Source organism: Streptomyces sp. NPDC058289 (genome assembly GCF_042880975.1).
Classification (GTDB): domain Bacteria; phylum Actinomycetota; class Actinomycetes; order Streptomycetales; family Streptomycetaceae; genus Streptomyces; species Streptomyces stoeckheimensis.
On record NZ_JBHVYI010000006.1, the window covers coordinates 57,044 to 76,158 of the forward strand.

At 71.8% G+C, this 19,115-nt stretch carries 15 protein-coding genes; 3 read left to right on the forward strand and 12 right to left on the reverse strand.

The genetic code is table 11. From position 1 onward, the window contains the following. Positions 1–27: 27 nt before the first annotated feature. The 5 genes from ACFVX6_RS04475 to ACFVX6_RS04495 form a co-directional block, all read right to left on the reverse strand. Positions 28–1,980, reverse strand: a complete 1,953-nt coding sequence (locus ACFVX6_RS04475) for a glycoside hydrolase family 5 protein (protein WP_389687852.1) — start codon at positions 1,978–1,980, stop codon at positions 28–30. Positions 1,981–2,072: 92 nt separating this feature from the next. After that, positions 2,073–2,918 carry a carbohydrate ABC transporter permease gene (locus tag ACFVX6_RS04480; protein ID WP_389687854.1) on the reverse strand — a complete coding sequence of 282 codons (846 nt, stop codon included), beginning with the start codon at positions 2,916–2,918 and terminating at the stop codon, positions 2,073–2,075. A gap of 7 nt (positions 2,919–2,925) precedes the next feature. Further along, positions 2,926–3,945 (reverse strand): carbohydrate ABC transporter permease, encoded by a 1,020-nt coding sequence (locus ACFVX6_RS04485; protein WP_389687856.1) that lies wholly within the window; start codon positions 3,943–3,945, stop codon positions 2,926–2,928. Beyond that, entirely contained in the window at positions 3,945–5,222 is a 1,278-nt protein-coding gene (locus ACFVX6_RS04490; RefSeq protein WP_389687858.1) for an ABC transporter substrate-binding protein, read from the reverse strand. Before ACFVX6_RS04490 ends, ACFVX6_RS04485 begins: the two co-directional genes overlap by 1 nt. A 128-nt stretch (positions 5,223–5,350) precedes the next feature. Further along, positions 5,351–6,538 carry an ROK family protein gene (locus tag ACFVX6_RS04495; protein ID WP_389687860.1) on the reverse strand — a complete coding sequence of 396 codons (1,188 nt, stop codon included), beginning with the start codon at positions 6,536–6,538 and terminating at the stop codon, positions 5,351–5,353. A 119-nt stretch (positions 6,539–6,657) separates the two neighbouring features. On the opposite strand from ACFVX6_RS04495, the gene ACFVX6_RS04500 reads away from it, so the two are divergent. Together ACFVX6_RS04500 and ACFVX6_RS04505 are read left to right on the forward strand one after the other, a co-directional pair. Then, positions 6,658–8,805 (forward strand): alpha-galactosidase, encoded by a 2,148-nt coding sequence (locus ACFVX6_RS04500; RefSeq protein ID WP_389687862.1) that lies wholly within the window; start codon positions 6,658–6,660, stop codon positions 8,803–8,805. Positions 8,806–8,874: 69 nt separating this feature from the next. Next, a complete protein-coding gene (locus ACFVX6_RS04505) occupies positions 8,875–9,717 on the forward strand; it encodes an alkaline phosphatase family protein (protein WP_389687864.1) in 843 nt (280 codons plus the stop codon). A gap of 134 nt (positions 9,718–9,851) precedes the next feature. Here ACFVX6_RS04505 and galK read toward each other — a convergent pair whose 3' ends face one another. Continuing rightward, positions 9,852–11,009: a galactokinase gene (gene galK, locus ACFVX6_RS04510; RefSeq protein ID WP_389687866.1), complete on the reverse strand. Its 1,158-nt coding sequence runs from the start codon at positions 11,007–11,009 to the stop codon at positions 9,852–9,854. After that, a complete protein-coding gene (gene galT / locus ACFVX6_RS04515; protein ID WP_389687868.1) occupies positions 11,006–12,085 on the reverse strand; it encodes a galactose-1-phosphate uridylyltransferase in 1,080 nt (359 codons plus the stop codon). Before galT ends, galK begins: the two co-directional genes overlap by 4 nt. 126 nt (positions 12,086–12,211) lie before the next feature. Here galT and ACFVX6_RS04520 point away from each other — a divergent pair, with 126 nt between their 5' ends. Further along, positions 12,212–13,024, forward strand: a complete 813-nt coding sequence (locus tag ACFVX6_RS04520; RefSeq protein ID WP_389687870.1) for a DeoR/GlpR family DNA-binding transcription regulator — start codon at positions 12,212–12,214, stop codon at positions 13,022–13,024. A gap of 103 nt (positions 13,025–13,127) precedes the next feature. Here ACFVX6_RS04520 and ACFVX6_RS04525 read toward each other — a convergent pair whose 3' ends face one another. From ACFVX6_RS04525 to ACFVX6_RS04545, 5 genes are read right to left on the reverse strand one after another with little or no spacing between them, the layout of a single operon-like run. Next, positions 13,128–14,135 (reverse strand): LacI family DNA-binding transcriptional regulator, encoded by a 1,008-nt coding sequence (locus ACFVX6_RS04525; protein WP_389687872.1) that lies wholly within the window; start codon positions 14,133–14,135, stop codon positions 13,128–13,130. Further along, a complete protein-coding gene (locus ACFVX6_RS04530; protein ID WP_389687874.1) occupies positions 14,132–15,907 on the reverse strand; it encodes a glycoside hydrolase family 36 protein in 1,776 nt (591 codons plus the stop codon). Before ACFVX6_RS04530 ends, ACFVX6_RS04525 begins: the two co-directional genes overlap by 4 nt. A gap of 2 nt (positions 15,908–15,909) precedes the next feature. After that, positions 15,910–16,740 carry a carbohydrate ABC transporter permease gene (locus ACFVX6_RS04535; protein WP_389687876.1) on the reverse strand — a complete coding sequence of 277 codons (831 nt, stop codon included), beginning with the start codon at positions 16,738–16,740 and terminating at the stop codon, positions 15,910–15,912. Then, positions 16,737–17,660 (reverse strand): carbohydrate ABC transporter permease, encoded by a 924-nt coding sequence (locus ACFVX6_RS04540; protein ID WP_389687878.1) that lies wholly within the window; start codon positions 17,658–17,660, stop codon positions 16,737–16,739. Before ACFVX6_RS04540 ends, ACFVX6_RS04535 begins: the two co-directional genes overlap by 4 nt. Then, the gene (locus ACFVX6_RS04545; RefSeq protein WP_389688009.1) at positions 17,657–18,973 is read right to left on the reverse strand and encodes an ABC transporter substrate-binding protein; all 1,317 of its coding nucleotides are present in this window, start codon (positions 18,971–18,973) and stop codon (positions 17,657–17,659) included. Before ACFVX6_RS04545 ends, ACFVX6_RS04540 begins: the two co-directional genes overlap by 4 nt. Positions 18,974–19,115: the final 142 nt, after the last annotated feature.

The window sequence follows — 19,115 nt, forward strand, 5'->3', positions numbered from 1 at the left end:
AGGGGGCGGGTCAGTTCGGCGGGCCGGTCACTTCAGGGGGCGGCACAGCAGGGCGTCGGGGACGCCGCCGTGGTTCCACTGCCAGGTGAAGGCGACGCCCGCGAGGTACTCGGTGTCGGCGCACTGGCCCTTGTAGTGGCCGGGCGCCCAGTCACTGGCGTTCGAGCCCCCGCTGGCGGGACGGTTGTCCCCGTGGTCGAACCAGAGCGTGCGGCCGGCGGTGGGCAGGGAGGCGGCCGCGGGAGCGCACAGCAGCGCGGACATGGCGTTGTTGCGGACGCTGTAGCCGACGGCGAAGGTCTGCTCGGGGCACTGGAGCTTGTTGTAGCCGCCGGCCCAGTCGCCCCTGGTGACGTACCGCTCGTCCGTGACGACGGTCCAGGATCCGGTGGCCTTCGGCGGGCCGCCCGCGTCGGTGCACAGGCCGCGGCTGTCGCTGCGGCCGAGGCCGACGAGCCTCTGGGAGTCGGGGCAGTTGCCCTTGCGGTTGCCCGGGGACCAGTCGGGCTTGGCGAGCATGGTGGTGGAGACGTCGTAGTCGGCGTGGTCGAGGTCGAGCATGTTCCAGTGGCTGACCTGGGCCACCGGGCCGGTGCGGCCGGGTGTGGAGACCAGCCGGTTCCAGTCGGCGGCGCGCCAGTCCCCGCCGTCCCCGATGCTCTGGCGGACGCCGGTGGCGCTGTAGGAGAGCAGGGCCCAGTTGTCCATCGGGGCGCCGGCGGTGTCGGTCCAACCGACGAGCGGCCAGATCGCGAAGTCGGTGTCGTTGGCGACGAGGATGTCGGTGAAGCGGTGCAGCCAGGTGCGCTCCTTGGCGTTCTCGGGGCCGCGGCCGCCGGCGCCGAACTCGCTGATCCACACCGGGGCGGTGAAGTGCTGGCCTTCCTTGGTAACGAACAGTGCCTCGGAGTTGACCACTTGGGCGAGCTGCTCGGGGGTGAAGTCCTGGTAGCGCGGATCGTTCGTGGAGCCGGGGCCGCTTCCGGCGCCGGTGTTGGCCGGACCGGTGTAGGCGTAGAAGTGGGCGGCGTAGACGAGCTTGCCCGACTCGATGAGCGTGTGGGAGAGGTTGGCGACCGGCGTCAGCATGGGCCGTCCGTGCGGAAGTCCGGCGAGCGGGATGCCGTACCAGTTGATGCCCTCCATGACGACGAGCATGTCGGGGGCGGTCTTCAGGATGCGGTTCCCGGCCTCCTCGAAGGCGGCGTAGAGGTCGTGGTCGTCGTACCAGCCCCAGTTGGGGTCGTCCCAGGTGTCACGGCGCACCTCGTTGCGCAGGTCGGCGCCGACCACCCGCTTGTCCGCCTTGTAGCGGTTCACCATGAACACCCAGTCGTCCACCCACTGCTGGGTGCTCTGGCTGCTGTTCCAGCGTTCGTTGCCGTCCAGGCCGCAGCAGAAGCGGGCGGTGGTGGTGTGGTTGTTGAGGATGACCGCGAACCCGTCGGCGGTGAGCGCCGCGATGACCGCGTCGAGGACCTGCAGCGGGGTCTTGCCCTTCAGTTGCGGGTTGGCTGCGACCGCGGCGTCCGGGACGGGGGCGGTGTCGTGGACGAGGGCGTTGGAGAAGGGCAGCCGGATGCTGTTGAGGCCCAGTCCGTGGAAGTCGGCCAGGATGGCGGCCATGGGGGCACGGTCCAGGCCGAGGGGCATGTTGTTGGCCGATATGCCGTGCATGTGGCTGGCGGGATCGTTGATGTCCCCGCTTCCGGTCCATGTCCCCTGGGCGCCGGCCCAGTTGCCCGCCTTGAGCTTGAAGCGGTTCCCCGCGGCGTCGACGATCCAGCGGCCCCGGGTGCTGAGCGGTGCGGTCCAGGAGGCGGCCAGTTCGGGACCGGTGAGGACGGTGGGCGCTGCCGGGGCGCCGGCCGCGACGGGGGCGGGGGCCGTCGCGCCGGCCGCGGTGGTAGTGCCGAGGAGCAGCGCGGACAGCACGGCGAGTGCCGAGGCCGCGCGTCGGAGCAGTGGTGTGCCTGTCACGTTGGATCCTTCGGAGAGGGAGGATGTGCCGTGCTGTGCTGTGCCGTGCTGTGCGTGCCGTGCGGTGCGGTTCCGCGCCGTCCTCTCGGCGCTCAGCCCTTGAGGCCGCTGGTGGCGATGCCCGCGACGATGTAGCGCTGGGCGACCAGGAACATGACGACCAGGGGGACGATCGTCACGACTGCTCCGGCGAACAGGCCGGGCAGGTTGATGGTCTGCGAGGTGAGGAACGTCGACAGGGCGATCTGGGCCGTCCAGGCCGACGGGTCCTGTCCGATGACCAGCGGCCACAGGAAGGAGTTCCAGCTGTCGATGAACGCCAGTGCGCCGAGCGAGGCGAGCATCGCCCCCGAGTTGGGCAGGGCGATCCGGCGGTAGAGGCCGAACCAGCCGAGCCCGTCCAGCCGTCCGGCTTCTTCGATCTCGGCCGGGAACTGGAGGTAGAAGTTGCGGAACAGCAGGACGGCGAAGGGGTTGAACAGGCCGGGCGCGATGATGCCCCACAGCGTGTTCACGCCGCCCAGGGAGCCGACCACGACGAAGGTCGGTACGAAGGTCACCGAGCCGGGGATCATCAGGGTGGCGACCACCAGGCCGAGCAGGACGCCCCGTCCCGGTACGGGGATCCTGGCGAAGGCGTAGCCGGCGGCGGAGGCCAGGAGCGTGGAGACGGGGGCCGTGATGAGGGCGATCACGGTGGAGTTCCCCAGCGCCCGGCCCATGGACAGGGTCGGGTCGTCGAAGAGTGCGGTGAAGTTCTCGAAGTGCATCGTCGACGGCCACCAGGTCCAGTGCGGCGACGTGATGCCCCGGGCGTCCATCAGGGAGCCCCGCAGCATCAGGTAGAAGGGCGTCAGGAAGGCCGTCGTCAGCAGGCCCACCAGCAGTCCGCGCGCGCAGAGGCGCACCGCTCCGGACAGTTTCGCCAGGGTCGTCATGGGCGGTTCACCCCTCGCTCCTGCCGAATCCGGTGAAGCGCCCCTGGATCAGGGTCACTCCGACGATGAGCGCGGTGAGTACGAAGGCTCCGGCCGATCCGAGTCCGTAGTCCTGGCTGCCCATCGCGGTGTTGTACAGGTAGCCCAGCGGGGTCTGGACTGGGGCCGAACCGGTCCCGGAGAGACCGCTGTTGAAGAGGTTGTAGAACTCGTCGAAGGCCTGGAAGGCGGCGATGAACAGCAGCATGAGCACGGCGACGGAGGTATTGCGCAGCATCGGGAGCGTGATCCTGCGCAGCAGCCGCAGGCCGGTCGCGCCGTCGAGGGCGGCGGCCTCGTAGAGCTCTTTGGGGATGCCCTGGAGTCCGGCCAGGAAGAGCACCATGTAGAAACCGACCTGGAGCCAGAGCCGGAGGCTGACCAGCACGATCCAGTACAGCGGTGGCGAGGTGGTCTGCAGCCAGGGGACCGGGTCCATGCCGAACCAGCCGCCGAGGGTGTTGGCGATGCCGGCCGGGAGCCCGTTGAACAGGCACATCTTCCACAGGAGCGAGGCGGCGACGTAGGACACGGCCGCCGGGATGAGGAAGACGGTGCGCAGCACCGCCCGCCCCCGCCGGATCCGGTGGACCAGCAAGGCGAGTCCGAGGGAGGCGGCGAAGGTGACCGGCACGATGAAGGCGGTGAACAGCAGGATCTGTGTCAGGGAGCTGCGGAACGCCCCGTCGGAGAGCAGGGCCCGGTAGTTGTCCAGCCCCACCCAACGGCTGGGTGCGATGGTGCCGCGCGCGTCGCTCAGGCTGAGCAGGAAGCTCCAGCCGATGGCGACGTACTTGAAGACGCCGAGGCCGATCAGCATCGGAGCGGTGAGCAGCGCGAAGGCGAGCCAGCCGGAGCGCCCCGCGCGGGAGCGCCCGGCGCCGGGACGGCCGGCGCGGGGGCCGCCGGCGCGGGCCGCCCCCGCCAGGGACCGCCGGGACGGTCCCGGCCGCCCGGACGGCCCTGTGGTTTCCGGTGCGGAGAGCATCAGCCGCGCTGCTTGTCGATGGCGCCCTGGGCCTGCCTCACCGCGTCCGCCAGGACCTCCGCGGGGGCCCCCTGCCCGCCGACGATCTTCGCGGCGGCTGCCGAGAAGGCGGAGCTGACGGCGGTGTCCCAGGTGCCGGGGTTGGACTTGCCGTACTTGGCGGCCAGTTCCACGGCCTCCTTGGCCGCTCCGTCGGCGAGCTTCGCGGCCCCCGCCGCCACGGACGTGCGGGGCGGGACGTGGAACCCGTAGCTCTCGGCCCAGTCCTTCTGCAGGTCCGCCTGCTGGATCCACAGCCACTGGACGAACTTCTTCGCGGCGTCCACGTTCTTGCTCTTGGCGTTGATGCAGCTGGTCCAGCCCCCGACGCGCACGACGGGGGTGCCGCCGGCCTTGAAGGCGGGCCACGGCAGGACGCCGAAGTCCTCGCCCAGCGCGGTCTTGACGGCGGGCATGGCCCACAGGCCACACCACTGCATCGGGACGACGTTCTGGTTGAGGGCGGACGGGTCCCACCAGTCGGTGGTGAAGCCGAGGAGCAGGGACTTGTCCTCGTGCAGGCGCTTGAGTCCGGTCAGTGCCTCCAGTGCCTGCGGGGAGCCGAAGGCCACCTTGCCGTCGGTCACCAGGTCGCCGCCGTTCGAGCGGACGGCGAGGATCGGGCTGTCGCCGAGGCCGTCGTTGCCGAGGAACAGGCCCTTGCCGGACTTGGTGGTGAGGGCCTTGGCCGCCGCGGCCAGCTCGTCGAAGGTGGTGGGTGGGGTGATTCCGGCCTGGGACAGCACGCTCTTGCGGAAGTACAGCATCATGACGTCGTCGATCATCTTGACGCCGTAGAGCTTGCCGTCGACGCCCACACCGGCGATGGCGTTGTCGTTGAAGTCCGACCTGTCGCTGCCGTAGATCTCGTCGAGGGCGGCGATCTGGCCCCGGCGGGCCAGGCTCTCGCTGAAGTCGCCGATCTCGAAGACGTCCGGGGCCGCGTCGGTGAGCAGGGTCGCGTTGAGCTTGCCGGAGTAGTCGCCGGGGACCCAGGTGACCTTGACGGCGATGTCCGGGTGGGCCTTGGTGAAGGCGGTCGCGTAGCGCAGTGCGGCCTGCTGCGTGCCGGCCTCGCCGTACGCGTGGAACCAGACGTTCAGGGTGGTCTTCGCCTTGGCGGAGGCACCGGCGTTCGGGTCGGTGGAGCAGGCTGTGGTCACCACCGCTCCGGCGACGATCATCAGTGATCCGCCGAGAAAACGCCGTCGGCTAAGCTCGGTTCTGTGCGCGCTCATGTCGCATCCTTCCGTGAGGGTAGGCGGGATGTGGGTGTGTCCGGCCCCGGTCGGTGCCCTCCATCAGTGCTTGCCGGCAGTGAGGGGCACCGGCCGGGTGGGCCGGATGCGGTACGAGTGGTGCGCCGCTACGGGAGTGCCGCGACGGTCGTGCTCGGTGGGAACAGTGCCTGGACCGCCACCGCGGCGGCTCCGCGGGCCCACTCCTCCCAGGGGAGCGGGCGCAGGGACAGGGGGCACTTGACCGCGGCCCCGAAGGCGTGTGCCGCGTAGGCGTCCTTGATGTGCTGTCCGAACAGGTCGTAGGTACCGGCTCCTTCGCCGCTGACCACGACGCGTTCCGGGCCCACGAGGTTGACCAGGGTGGCGATGCCGACGCCGATCGCGCGGCCCGCCCGGGCGAAGGCCTCGCGGGCCACGGGGTCCCCGTCGCGGGCCATCTCCACGGCCCGGTCGAAGCCGAGGTCGGCCGCTCCGGTCCCGCGGCGGACCGCTTCGAGGATCGCGCCGGTCGAGGCGATGGCCTCGACGCAGCCGACCGCGCCGCAGCGGCAGCGCGGACCGGCCGGGTCGACGGGGATGTGCCCCATCTCCCCGGCCACTCCGTAGGCGCCGGTCACCAGCTCTCCGTTGACGACGAGCGCGGAGCCGATCCCCGCGCCGATCGTGACCAGCGCGAAGTAGCCGGTGCCGACCCCCTCCCCGAACCAGTGCTCGGCAATGGTCAGTGCTTTGACGTCGTTCTCGACGGTGACCGTCAGACCGGTGGTGCCGGCCAACGTCTCGGCGAGCGGTACGTCGCGCCAGCCGAGGCGGCCGGAGAAGCGGACCCGGCCTCCGCCGCGGTCCACGTCCCCGGAGACCGCGATGCCGAGGTGCCGGGTGCGGTCCCGGAACGCGGTGTCGGTGTCGAGCAGTTCGTTGACCAGGTCGGTCAACAAGCCTGAAACGGCGCCTGGTTCATGACTGTCGAGGGTCCGTTCGGCCGTGGCCCGGACCCGGGCCCGCAGGTCGCACACCACGCCGAACAGCCGGTCGTCGCTGATCTTCACTCCGACGAAGAACTCCCTGTCCGGGGTGACGGCCAGCGGGTTGACCGGACGGCCGGCCCCGGGAGCGGTGCGCTCCGGCGGGAGTTCGTACAGGTACCCGTCGTCGATGAGCGGTCGCGCGGCCTTGGTGATGGCCGTCGAGGAGAGCCCGGTCCGGCGCGCGAGCTCCACCCGACTGAGGGGGCCCTCGGCCAGGAGCAGGGCGAGGACCGCCGTTTCGGCCGGTGCGGTGACCAGGGGTGGCTGGGAGTGGTTTCGAAACACGGGTGCAACGTAGAGCAAATAAATAACTTCGTCCAGTATTGATTTTGACTCGGCGTCAGCCCTAGCCTCTGGCCAACTCCTTGCCCGTACACGGGCCTTCGACCTCAGGGGATCTCTTCGTGCCTGCCGCGCTCCCGCTCGTCACCTTCGACCCCGCTTCCGGCATCGCCGCGCTCCGCACGCCGAACAGCGTGTACGCCCTGCGCGTCGGCCCCGATGGCAGCCCGCGGCACCTGTATTGGGGCGCACCGCTCGACGCCGCCGCCCTGGCCCTGCTGCCGGAGGCCTCCTCCCCCGCCGCGAGCAGCTTCGAGGCCGGGGCCGCGGCGGACGAGCTGGCTCCGCAGACCGGGGCGCGGTTCGGTCCGGCGGGCCTCCAGGTCCGCTTCGCCGACGGGACCGTCGGCGTGCAGTGGGAGTTCGCCGGACACCGCGTCGACGGCGGCGAACTGCGGCTGCTCCTCACGGACCGCCGCTACCCCCTGCGCACGGAGCTCTGCTACCGCGTCCGGCCGGGCAGTGACGTCGTCGAACGCTGGGTGGAGCTCACGCACACCGGAGCCGGGGTCGAAGCCGAGGTCGAAGTAGGGGTGGAAGCCGGCCCGATCACCGTCGACCGGCTGGACTCCGCCTCCTGGACGGCCCCGGCGCTCGCCGACTACCGGCTCAGCCACCTCACGGGCGGCTGGAACAGCGAGTTCCAGCTGCACCGCGACCGGCTTCCCGTCGCCGAGACCGTCCTCACCAGCCGCCGCGGACTCACCGGCCACCACGCCAGCCCCTGGCTCGCCCTCGACGACGGCGCCGCGACCGAGGAGCACGGCGAGGTATGGAGCACTGCCCTCGCATGGAGCGGCAGTTGGCGCATCACGCTGCACCGCGACGCCGTGGGCCGCACCACCTGGACGGGAGGGTTCGGCCACGAGGGGCTGCGCTGGACCCTGGAACCGGGCGGGAGCCTGCGCACCCCCGTGTTCGCCGGGCTCTACACCCCGCACGGCTTCGGCGCGGCCAGCCGGGCCTGGCACGGCTACGTCGCGGACCACGTACTGCCCGAGCCCGGCCGGGAGCGGCCCGTCCTCTACAACTCCTGGGAGGCCACCGGCTTCGACGTCGACCAGGCCGGCCAGATCAAGCTGGCCCATCTGGCCGCCGGACTCGGCGCCGAGCTGTTCGTGCTGGACGACGGCTGGTTCGGCGCACGGCGCGACGACCGGGCCGGGCTGGGCGACTGGACCCCGCGCCCCAAGGCCTTTCCCGACGGGCTGCGCCCCCTCGCCGACGAGGTCCACCGCCTCGGCATGACCTTCGGGCTGTGGGTGGAGCCGGAAATGGTCAACCGGGACAGCGAGTTGTACCGCGCCCATCCGGACTGGGTCGTCCACTCCCCCACCCGCGAGGCGACCGAACTGCGCCATCAGCTGGTACTGAACTTCGCCCGGCCCGAGGTCGAGGCCTGGGCCCACCGCACCCTGGACCGCCTCGTGCGCGACCACGGGGTGGGCTGGCTCAAGTGGGACGCCAACCGCCCCTTCACCGAGGCCGGCTGGGAGGGGACCCCCGATCCCGACCGGCTGTGGATCGACCACACCCGGGCCGTCTACCGCGTCATGGACCGGCTGCGCGCGGACCACCCGGGCCTGCGCATCGAGGCGTGCGCGGGCGGCGGCGGGCGCACCGACCTCGGCATCCTGGCCCGCACCGACCAGGCGTGGACCTCCGACAACACCGACCCCGTCGACCGGATCGCGATCCAGGACGGCTTCAGCCAGCTCTTCCCGGCCCGGACCATGGCCGCGTGGGTCACCGACAGCCCCAACCCGGCCACCGGCCGGCGCACTCCGCTGCGCTTCCGCTTCCACGTCGCCATGGCCGGTGCGCTCGGCCTCGGTGGGGACCTGACGGGCTGGTCCGCCGAGGAGCTCGACGAAGCCGCCGCGCTCGTGGCCCAGTACAAGCAGATCCGCCCACTGGTCCAGTACGGGATCCAGCACCGCATCAAGGGCGCAGGCGGGGTGACGGCCGTCCACTACGCCGCCGGGGACGGCGGCGAGCACGCCGTGCTCGCCTGGCGGCCCGCGACCCGGTTCGGCCACCGGCCCGCCCCCCTCAAGCTGCCCGCACTCGACACCGGCGCCCACTACCTGGACGCGGACCTGGACCAGGTGCACAGCGGCGCCGTCCTCGTCCACCACGGCATCGAGCTCGCGCTGCCCGCCGGGGACTACGCGAGCCGACTGATCCGGCTGCGCCGCATCACCCCCTGACCCCTGCGTACCGACCACCGCGCCCGTACGCAGAGACCGCACCCACCCACAGACACCTTGGACCGGACTATGCACACTCAACACGTTCTGGTCGTCGGCATCGACGGCGTACGGCTCGACCTGCTGCCGCAGCTCGACACCCCCCACCTCGACGAGATAGCCGGCGCGGGTTTCCTCGCTCCCGTCGAGATCGACGAGGCCACACCGACGATGTCCGGGCCGTGCTGGTCCACCATCGCCACCGGGGTCAGCGTCGCCAAGCACGGGGTGTGGGGCAACCGGCTCGACGGCAACCGGCTCGACGTCTTCCCCGACTTCACCACGCGACTGGCACTCGAATGCGGGCGGCGGACCTTCGCGGCCGGCGGCTGGGCCCCCTTGTTCCTCGCCCAGCAGGGCGGCCCGCTCTTCACCGCTCCCAGCCGGCTGAGCTTCATCGCCCCCCGCGCGGACACGCCGGAGGCCTGGGAGGAGGCCGACGAGGCGGTAACCGCCGAAGCGGCGCACGTGCTGGGATCCGGTGAGGAGCTCCACGCCTCGTTCGTCTACCTCGGCGCCGTCGACGAGACCGCCCACTTCCTCGGCTGTGGAGAGGAGTACCGCCGGTCGATCGAGACGGCGGACCAGCGCCTGGGCCGCATCGTCAAGGCCGTGCGCGACCGCCCGGGCCACCCCGGGGAACAGTGGACGGTCATCGTGGTGACCGACCACGGGCACCGGGACGAGGGGGGCCACGGGGGACGCAGCGAGCTGGAGCGCACCGCCTGGGTGGCCGCCTGCGGGCCCGGTCTGGCCGCCGGCGTGACTCCGCCGGCGGTCCGGCACACCGATGTGGCCGCCCACGTCTACGCCGCGCTGGGCATCGGCCTGGACGCCCACTGGACCCTGGACGGCATGCCCTTCACCGCCTGAACGGGCGGGCTGCCGGGGCCGGGGCGCCGGGACTGCTCCCGGGGCTCCGGCTCCGGCCCGTTCCCGTGCCCGTGCCCGTGACCGTGCCCGTGCCCGTGCCCGCGCTCCGGCTCCGGCTCCGGCTCCGGCTCCGGCTACAGCTCCAGCCGGCGTGCGCCCGCCGCCGGAGTGGCGGTGAGGAGGCGCGGGAGCCGGTGGCCGGCCGCCCCGAAGGCCGCCGTGACGGACCCGCCCACCGCGTCCTCTCGCCCCGCCTCCACCAGCGCGATGACGGAGCCGCCGAAGCCGCCTCCCGTCATCCGGGCACCGAGGGCCCCGGCGCCCAGCGCGGCCGTCACCGCGAGGTCGGTCTCCGCGCAGGAGACCCGGTAGTCGTCGCGGAGCGACGCGTGACCGGCCGTCAGGATCGGGCCGAGGGCGGCCGCGTCGCCCTCCCCGAGCCGGGCGACCGCCTCGGCGACCCGGCCGTTCTCCGTCACCACGTGGCGGACCAGCGGTACGAGTTCCACGGGGAGCTCGTCCAGGGCCCCCGCGAGGTTCCCGGCGGGCAGATCCCGCAGGGCGCGCAGGCCGAGCAGCCCGGCCGCCCGTTCACAGCCCGCGCGCAGGGCCGCGTACGCCCCGTCGCCCAGGTCGTGGGAGACCCGGGTGTCGATCACGAGCAGTCCGAGTCCCTGTCCCGGGAGGTCGAGGGGGACCTGCCGGTGGAGCTCCGGGGTGCGGGCGTCGAGGTGGAGGGCGGCCCCGGTGGTGCAGCACACGGAGGCCATCTGGTCCATGATCCCGCAGGGGACGCCGGCGAAGGCGTTCTCCGCCCGCTGGGCGATCCGGGCCAGTTCGGGCCCGGGCAGCCGCAGTCCGTACAGCTCGTCGTAGGCGACGGCGACCGCACACTCCAGCGCGGCGGAGGAGGAGAGGCCCGCGCCCGTGGGCACCGTGCTGTCGAAGTGGAGGTCCGCGCCACCGACCGGGTGTCCCGCCTCGGCGAGGGCCCAGACCACTCCGGCCGGGTACGCGGCCCAGCCCGGCACTGCTCCGGGGGCCAGGGCGGCCACGGACAGTTCGACGGTCCGGCCGTCGCCCTGGGCACTGTGCAGCCTCAGCCGCCCGTCCGTACGGGCGCGGGCGGCGAGCAGGGTGGTCTGCGGGAGGGCGATGGGGAGGGCGAACCCGTCGTTGTAGTCGGTGTGTTCACCGATCAGGTTGACCCGGCCGGGCGCCGCCCAGACCCCGTCGGGGGAACCGCCGAAGAGCTTCGCGAAGGTGCCCGCGGCCCGCTCGGTCCGGCTCATGCCAGGGCCTCCCGCAGTCGTCGCGCCGCCGTCTCGGGGGCCACGTCGTTGATGAAGGCCTCCGTCCCGGACTCCGTCCCGGCGAGGAACTTGAGCTTGTCGGGGGTCCTCCGGATGGTGAACAGCTCCAGATGCAGGGCCAGTTCCTCGCCGTGGGTGCGGGGCGCCTGGTGCCACGCGGAAATGTACGGGGTGGGGGCAGGCTTCTGCGGCCGCTCGGTCTCCGCCTCCGTCTCGGTCTCCGTCTCCGGTACGGGGAACAGCCGGTCGAAGCGGCGCAGCAAGTCGAGGTAGACGGAGGGAAACTCGGCCCGCTCGGCTTCGGTGAGGCAGGTCAGGTCGGGGACCCGGCGGTGCGGATACAGGTGGACCTCGTACGGCCACCGGGCGGCGTAGGGCACGAAGGCGGTCCAGTGCTCCCCGGCCGTCACCACCCGCTCGGTGGCGGCGCGGGCCCTGCCCAGCAGGTCCTCGAAGAGGTTGCGGCCGGTGGCGGCGCGGTGCGCCTCCGCGGCGGCCGTCATCTTGGCGGTGCGCGGCGTGACGAAGGGGAAGGCGTAGATCTGGCCGTGCGGGTGGGCGAGGGTCACGCCGATCTCGGCTCCCCGGTTCTCGAAGCAGTACACCTGCTCGACGCCGGGGAGCGCGGAGAGCTCGGCGGTGCGGTCGGTCCACGCGTCGAGCACCAGCCGGGCGGAAGCCGGGGTGAGGTCGGCGAAACCAGCGTCGTGGTCGGGGGTGAAGCAGACGACTTCGCAGCGTCCGGCCTCGCCCGCGAGGGAGGGAAAACGGTTCTCGAAGACGGCCACCTCGTAGTCGGCGGCGGGGATCTCGCTGAGCCGGCCGTCCCGCGACGGGCAGAGCGGGCATTCGCCGGCGGGCGGGTGGTACGTACGGTTCTGGCGGTGGGAGGCGATGGTGATCCAGTCACCGGTGGCCTCGTCCCGCCGCAGTTCCGGCCGGCTGTCCACCGGATCCAGTGGGCGCAGGTCGGGCGCGTCGCGCACGGCACCTTCGTCGGAGTCGAAGTAGATCAGTTCGCGGCCGTCCGCGAGTTTCGCGAGGGTCTTCTTCACCCACCGAGAATAAACACTCTCGAACATTTTCCACCAGCCCACATCGAGGTTTCCCCAGACTCCAACAACATGGCCGTGTTATCTTGCTGCCTTCTGACCGGTTTCGCCGATTCCCGGGAGCGACCCGTGGCCGAGCAGGCTGCCCAACTGGCCCACCAGCGACGCGCTCTCATCCTTGACGCGGTCCGGCGCGAGGGCGCGGTACGGGTGGCCGACCTGGTGGGGCAGTTCGGCGTCTCGGACATGACCGTCCGCCGGGACCTGGATGCCCTCGCCCGGCGCGGCGTCGTGGAGAAGGTCCACGGCGGAGCCGTCGCCCCGGCCGGGGCGAGCGGACACGAGCCCGGGTTCGAGGCCAAGTCGGACCTGGAGGGCGACGCCAAGGCCGCGATCGCGGACACGGCCGCGACCCTGGTGGAACCGGGAAGCGTGGTCGCGGTCTCGGGCGGCACCACCGCACACGCCGTCGCCACCCGGCTCCTCGGGGTCCCTCGGCTCACCATCGTCACCAATTCCCTCCCGGTGGCGGAACTGGTATGGGCCGACGGCCGCAACCGCGGAGCCGACGCCCCGACCCTGCTGCTCACCGGCGGGTCCCCCACCCCCTCGGCCGCCCTGGTCGGACCGCTCGCCGACCTGGCGATCGGCTCCCTCCACGTGGACCTGCTCTTCCTCGGCGCACACGGGGTGGCGCAGGGCGCCGGCCTCACCACCCCCAACCTCATGGAGGCCCAGACCAACCGCGCCCTGGTCGCTTCGGCACGCCGGGTCGCCGTCGTGGCGGACCACAGCAAGTGGGGGGTGGTGGGGCTCAGCGGCTTCGCGGCGCTCCACCAGGCCGACTGGTTCATCACCGACGCCGGCCTGGACGCCCCTGCGCGCGCCGCCCTCTCGGAGGAGGTGGGCGAGCTCCTCGTCGCGGGCGAGGAGCGGCACTGAGCCCGACGGCGGCTTCGAGTCCGGTTGCGGCACGGGGAGGGGCCGCGGCACTGGGTCCGGCCTCGGCGCGGGGTTCGGGCCGGGCCCGGCGTCCGCCCCCGGATCAGGCCCCGGGCTCCGCGGGGGCCGGTCCGGTGGTCGCCCGGATGACCAGTTCGGGGTCGAACAGCAGCTCCCCCGTGGGCACGTCCCGGTTGCTGACCAGCGCCAGCACGCTGCGGCCGACCTCCAGGGCCAGCCGGTCGGCGGGCTGGCGCACCGTGGTCAGGGGCGGGTCGGTGAACTCGGTGATGGACGAGCCGTCGTAGCCCACGACCGATACGTCCCCGGGCACCGCCCGTCCCTGCCGGCGGATGCCCCGGATCGCCCCGAGGGCCATGTAGTCGCTGGCGGCCACGATCGCGGTGGCGCCCAGGGCGAGGAGCGGGCCGACGGCGGCCTGGCCACCCTCCACCGTGTACGACTGCCGGATCACCCAGCGCTCCGGCTCCGCGATGCCCCGCTTGGCCATGGCCTCGAGGAAGCCCCGCACCCGACGGTCCGCGGGCTGGTTGCCGGCCGGGCCGGAGGCCATCCCGATCCTGCGGTGGCCCAGTCGGTGCAGGTGGTCGACGGCCAGCTCCGCGGCGAGCGCGTCATCCGTCGAGAAGACCGGGGTCGCCACCCCGTCCGCGAACTCGCCGTTGATGCCGACGTACGGGACCCTGCGCTGGCGCAGCAGTTCGTACGTCTCGGTGTCGGCGCCCTCGACGGTGTTGGAGGCGGAGAGGAAGACGACGGCCGCGACGCCCTTGTCGACGAGTGCGGAGATGAAGTCCCGTTCCTGGACCCCGCCCGGGAAGGCGGGGCACAGAATGGTCTTGAGTCCGTGCGGGGCGAGCGCCGACTCGATGCGCTCGGCGACATCGGCGAAGAACGGATTGGACACGAACTCCGTGATCACAGCGACCAGTTGGCCCTGGGTCTGCCGTTCGTAGCCGACTTCCGCCATGGCCTGTTCGACCGCGTCCCGGGTCTTCTTCGACACGCCCTGGCGTCGGTTGATCACCCGGCTGACGGTCGCCTCGCTGACCTGGGCGCGAGCGGCGACCTCGGTGATCCCGACCTTCATCGCGGTCCTTCCGTGATCGTGAGCGATACCAGACCCCCGCGCGGCACCGCCAGCGAGTGTGCCCCCTCCGGCAGGTACGGCGGCGGACCGTCCATGATACGGCCGTCGGGCCCGTGGACCACTCCCCGGACCTCTCCCCCGCCGCCCAGCACCTCGACCATCACCCGGTCCCGGTCCGAGCCGTTGACCAGGTCGAAGCGGCTGTGCGCGGAGAAGTCCAGCGGGACCACCCGGTCCCCGTGCACGCTCAGCAGGCAGTGGCCCCCTGCGCTCGCCCGCACCAGCGGGTACAGCTCGTCGGGCCGGCCCGGCTCCACCTCCCCGTCCAACAGCAGCTCCCGGTGGGCCCACCACTGCGCCAGCCAGAACCCGATCGTCTCCCGGTGCGCCGCGGGTACCCGGTCCAGCCGTACGGAGATCTGCGGCACCGAGTGGAGCGCCCCGATCAGCTGCCGGGCCACCGTCGTCACGGGCGCGTCGGGTGACCACAGGAGCATGTCGGAGTGGACGGCTCCGCCTACCGCCAGCAGCGAGGTGTCGAGGGTGCGGACCCGGTTCGCGGTGGCGTCCGCGGGGCAGTCGAAGGAGCGCAGCATGTTGCCGAAGGGTGCCATGCCGGGTCCCGTGTAGGGCTGGCGCAGCTCCAGTAGTACCCCGGGGCGTACGGATTCCAGGGCCGCGCGCAGGTCCGTCAGCAAGGCCACCATGGCCTGTCCGACGTCACCGGCGCCGTCGCCCGCGTAGACCATGGCCTGCTCGAGGAAGTCGAGCTTGAGTCCGTCGAGCCCGTAGGCGCGGACCAGCCGGACGCAGAGCCCGACGACGTGTGCGCGCACCTCGGGGCGGCGGGGGTCGAGCACGTGCGCGCCGGGCACGCCGGACGGGGCGGGCGCGCAGGCGGCCCAGCGGTCGTGGCAGGCGGCTCCGGGGCCCAGCAGCAGGGGCGCGACCCAGGCGAGGTAGCTCAGCCCGTGGGCCCGGACCCGGGCCACGTGCCCGGCGAAGTCGGGGAACTTGGCCCGGTCCGGCTCCCAGTCCCCGCAGCCGGCGTAGCCGCGCCCGTGGCCCCCTTCCTGCCAGCCGTCGTCGAGGATCAGTGCTCCGCAGCCGAGTCCGGCGGCCAGTTCGGCCTGGGTTTCCACGGCGGGGGCGCTGACGTCCTGGTTGAAGGCGTACCAAGTGGAGTAGACGGGGGTGCGGGCCGCGTCGGGCACCGGCACCGGGGCGAACTCGGCGGCGAACCAGGACCGCAGGGCCCGCATGGCCCGTGCCACGGAGGGTGCGCGGGGGGAGAGCAGGATCCGGTGGGCCTGCCGTGCGGCCGGCAGGCGGAGGTGGACGACGTGGGTGTCGTTCTCCTCGGAGACCCCGAAGCGGAGCTCCGCCTCGGGTACCGGGTCGGTGGCGGCGAAGGTGAGCAGGGTGGCGCCGCCGTGGTCGTAGAGGCAGCCGGCGGCGTGTCCGTCGACCAGCGAGACCCGGGAGCGGCCGTCCCAGTCGGCGAGGAGGGTGCGCCGCCAGCCGCCCTGCGGGTGCCAGTATCCGGCGGCGTCGCCGAGGGGCACGGAGAAGCGGATCTCGACGGGGGCGCCGTCGGCCCGCACTTCCAGCATCCGCAGCCCGCCGGGGAGTTCGGCCAGGGTCCAGGTGGGGTGGACGTCGGGGGCGTGGGCGAGGACGGCGAGCGAGACCCCGTCGAGCAGCGGTTCCTCGGGGGCGGGTGCGAGCCCCGCGGTGGTGACGGGATCGACGGCGGTCTCGGCGGTGGTCACGGTCACTCCTTCACGGCGCCGGCGAGCAGGCCGGACACGAACTGGCGCTGGAGCGCGAGGAATACGAGGGCCATCGGGATCGCGGCGGCCGCGGTTCCGGCGAGGATCGCTCCGTAGTCGGTCTCGTCCAGGCCCTGGAGGGAGGCGAGCGCCACGGGGACGGTGAACGTGGCGCTGTCGCGCAGGACGATCAGCGGCCAGACGAAGTCGTTCCACTGGTACAGGAAGAGGAAGATCGCCAGGGCGGCCAGCGCCGGTTTCATGGGCGGGAGCACCACCTTCCAGAACAGCCGCAGTTCGCCGCAGCCGTCCATGCGCCCCGAGTCGAGGAGTTCGTCGGGGAGCGCGGCCATCGACTGGCGCATCAGGAAGATGCCGAAGGGCAGGGCCAGGTTGGGCATGATCACGGCCTGATACGTGCCCAGCCAGTGCAGTTCGGCCATCAGCTGGAAGAGCGGTACGAGGGTGACCTGGGCGGGGACCACGAGTCCGAGCATGAGCAGTCCGAACAGCGGTTCGCGGCCGCGGAAGCGGTACTTGGCGAAGCCGTAGCCGGCCAGCGTGCAGACGGCGCCCGCGCACAGGGTGTAGATCGACGCGATGAGCAGGGAGTTGAGGAGCACCCGGCCGAACTGTGCGGTGTCCTGGAGGGTCTGGAGGTTCTCCGCCAGGTGGCCGCCGGGCAGCAACGGCGGCGGGCTGTCGAAGATCTCCCCGGAGCTGTGCGTGGCGGCGACCACGAGCCAGTAGAAGGGGATCAGGACGGCGGCCAGCGCGATGGCGAGTCCGGAGGTGAGCAGGATGCTCCTGCCGCGGTGACGGACGGCGGTCATGACTTCTCCCCCAGGAAGCGGAACTGGATCACGCCGAGGATGCCGATGAGGACGGCGAGGGCGTAGGCGATGGCGGAGGCATAGCCGAAGTCGAAGTATTTGAAGGCGTTCTGGTAGAGGTACACGCCGATGGTCAGGGTGGCGTTGTCCGGGCCGCCGCCGGTGAGCACGTACGGCTCGTCGAAGATCTGCAGGGTGCCGATGGTGGAGAGCACCGTGGTGAGCAGGAGCGCGGGGCGCAGGCCCGGCAGGGTGACGTGGCGGAAGGAGGTCCAGGCGCCGGCCCCGTCGACGGACGCCGCGTCGTAGAGCTCGGCGGGCACGGACTGTAGGCGGGAGAGCAGGATCACCGCGTTGTAGCCGGTGTAGTGCCAGGTCAGTGCGAGACCGAGGGAGACCCTCGCCCACAGGGGGTCGGTCAGCCACGGCGTCGGGTCCAGGCCGATCAGGCCCGTCAGCCAGTTGACCAGTCCGTAGTCCTTGTTGAGGAGGACGGAGAAGATGATCCCGTAGGCGACCAGCCCGGTGACCATCGGCAGGAAGAAGCCCAGCCGGAAGACCGTGCGGCCGCGCAGCAGCGTGGAGTTGAGGGCCACGGCCAGTCCGGTGGCGAGGGCCAGCATGACCGGCACCTGGACGGCGAGGATCGCCCCGGTGTTCTTCAGGGCGGTCCAGAACAGCGGATCGCCCATCAGGCGCGTGTAGTTGTCGGCGCCGACGAACTGCTCGGTCCCGCCGACGGTCTTGTGCAGGCTGATCACGAAGGACCGGCCGATGGGGTAGAGCTTGAAGGCGGCGAAGAGGAGCAGCGCGGGCAGGACGAAGAGGTACGGGGCCACGCGCCGACGGGGCCGGGTGCGCGGGGCCGTCCCCCGGGAGGGGACGGCCCGGGTCTCGCCACCGGTGAGCGTGACGGTCATCGGGAGACCTTGCGTCCGGTCTGCTGGGCGAGCTGGTCCGCGGCCTCCTTGAGCACCTTCGCCGGGTCGGCGCCGCCCAGCAGCACCTTGGACTGGGCGTCGGTGACGAGCTTGAGGGCGCGGGCGTAGTCGGCGGTGTAGTTGAAGGCGGACGAGGGTGCCTTCAGGGCCTCGAGGAAGACCTCCCCCTTCTTCTGGCCGCCGAAGAAGGGGGACGGCTCGTGGAAGACCGCGTCGTCGTACGCCTTCATCAGGGCGGGAGCGATGCCCTTGCCCTTGTAGATCTGCACCTGGGAGGCCGGGCGGGTGAGGACGAACTCGACGAAGGACCAGGCCGCGGCCTGGTGCTTGCTCGCGCCCGCCACCGCGAGGTGGGTGGAGTTGACCGTGGCCGCCGTCGAGCCGCCCCGGCGGACGGCCGGGGGAAGCCGGACCTTCCACTTCCCGGCCTCCTCCGGCACCTGCTCCTGGATGATGCCGCCGAACCAGGTGGGCATGGGCAGGACGGCTGCGGTCCCCTGCTTCAGGGAGCTCATCAGCGCGTTCCAGCCGCCGGCGAGATCGCTGACCAGGCCGGCGTCGTTCATCGTCTTGATGAGCGTCATGGCCTTCACGGCCTCCGGGGAGTCGAGCGTGATGTCCCCGGCGAGGCTGAAGTAGAAGGAGCCCTGGAGTTGGAGCAGCATCTGGAAGAAGTTGGCGGCGTCGGCCTGTGAGGCGGGCTTGTCGATGCCCAGCAGGTGGGCGCCGGTCTTCGCCTTGATCTCCTTTCCGGCTTCGATGGTCTCCTCCCAGGTCTGGAGGGCGCCGGCGTCGACTCCTGCCTTCTCGAAGAGGTCGGCACGGTAGTAGAAGCCCGCCGAATTCGCCTCCCAGGGGAGGGCGTTGACCCGCTTTCCGTCGGGGGAAACGGTCTGCCACATGCCCTGCGCGAAGGCGTCACGGTAGGCGTTCGCGCCCAGCGGGCCGAGGTCGGCGAGGCCGCCGGGGAACTTCTCCACGTAGCCGGGCAGGTAGTCGACGCCGATGTGCAGGACGTCGGCGAGACCTTGGCCGCCGGCGGCGAGCCCGGTGGTGATCTTGTCCCAGATCGCCGGGTTGCCGATGTCCTCGACCGTCACCTCGATTCCGGGGTACTTCTTGTTGAATTCCGGGACGAGGGCCTTCATTTCGGCGGCGGGACCCTGCCAGGACCAGACCGTGATCTTGCCCTTGTCCTTCTCCCCGGCGGTCCCGCCCTGGCCCGTGTCACCCGTTCCGGAACAGGCGGTCAGGCCGGTGAGCCCGGCCCCCGCGGCGATCGCGCCACCCATCTGCAGCACTCTCCGACGTTCCAGTTCCATACCTGACCCACCCCTGCTCGCACCGTTGCGGAAGCCGACTGGCCAGGACTGTAACCAGGCCGACTCCTCGCTTGCAAGAGTTCAATGAAAACTTTCAGTTTGATCCGTCAGG

Excerpts from the sequence above, each read along its gene's own strand:
- ACFVX6_RS04535 (WP_389687876.1), bottom strand. The coding sequence starts at position 16,740 with ATGACCGCCGTCCGTCACCGCGGCAGGAGCATCCTGCTCACCTCCGGA.
- ACFVX6_RS04545 (WP_389688009.1), bottom strand. The coding sequence starts at position 18,973 with ATGGGTGGCGCGATCGCCGCGGGGGCCGGGCTCACCGGCCTGACCGCC.
- ACFVX6_RS04485 (WP_389687856.1), bottom strand. The coding sequence starts at position 3,945 with ATGCTCTCCGCACCGGAAACCACAGGGCCGTCCGGGCGGCCGGGACCG.
- galK (WP_389687866.1), bottom strand. The coding sequence starts at position 11,009 with ATGAGCCGGACCGAGCGGGCCGCGGGCACCTTCGCGAAGCTCTTCGGC.
- ACFVX6_RS04480 (WP_389687854.1), bottom strand. The coding sequence starts at position 2,918 with ATGACGACCCTGGCGAAACTGTCCGGAGCGGTGCGCCTCTGCGCGCGC.
- ACFVX6_RS04490 (WP_389687858.1), bottom strand. The coding sequence starts at position 5,222 with ATGAGCGCGCACAGAACCGAGCTTAGCCGACGGCGTTTTCTCGGCGGA.
- ACFVX6_RS04505 (WP_389687864.1), top strand. The coding sequence starts at position 8,875 with ATGCACACTCAACACGTTCTGGTCGTCGGCATCGACGGCGTACGGCTC.
- ACFVX6_RS04525 (WP_389687872.1), bottom strand. The coding sequence starts at position 14,135 with ATGAAGGTCGGGATCACCGAGGTCGCCGCTCGCGCCCAGGTCAGCGAG.
- ACFVX6_RS04540 (WP_389687878.1), bottom strand. The coding sequence starts at position 17,660 with ATGACCGTCACGCTCACCGGTGGCGAGACCCGGGCCGTCCCCTCCCGG.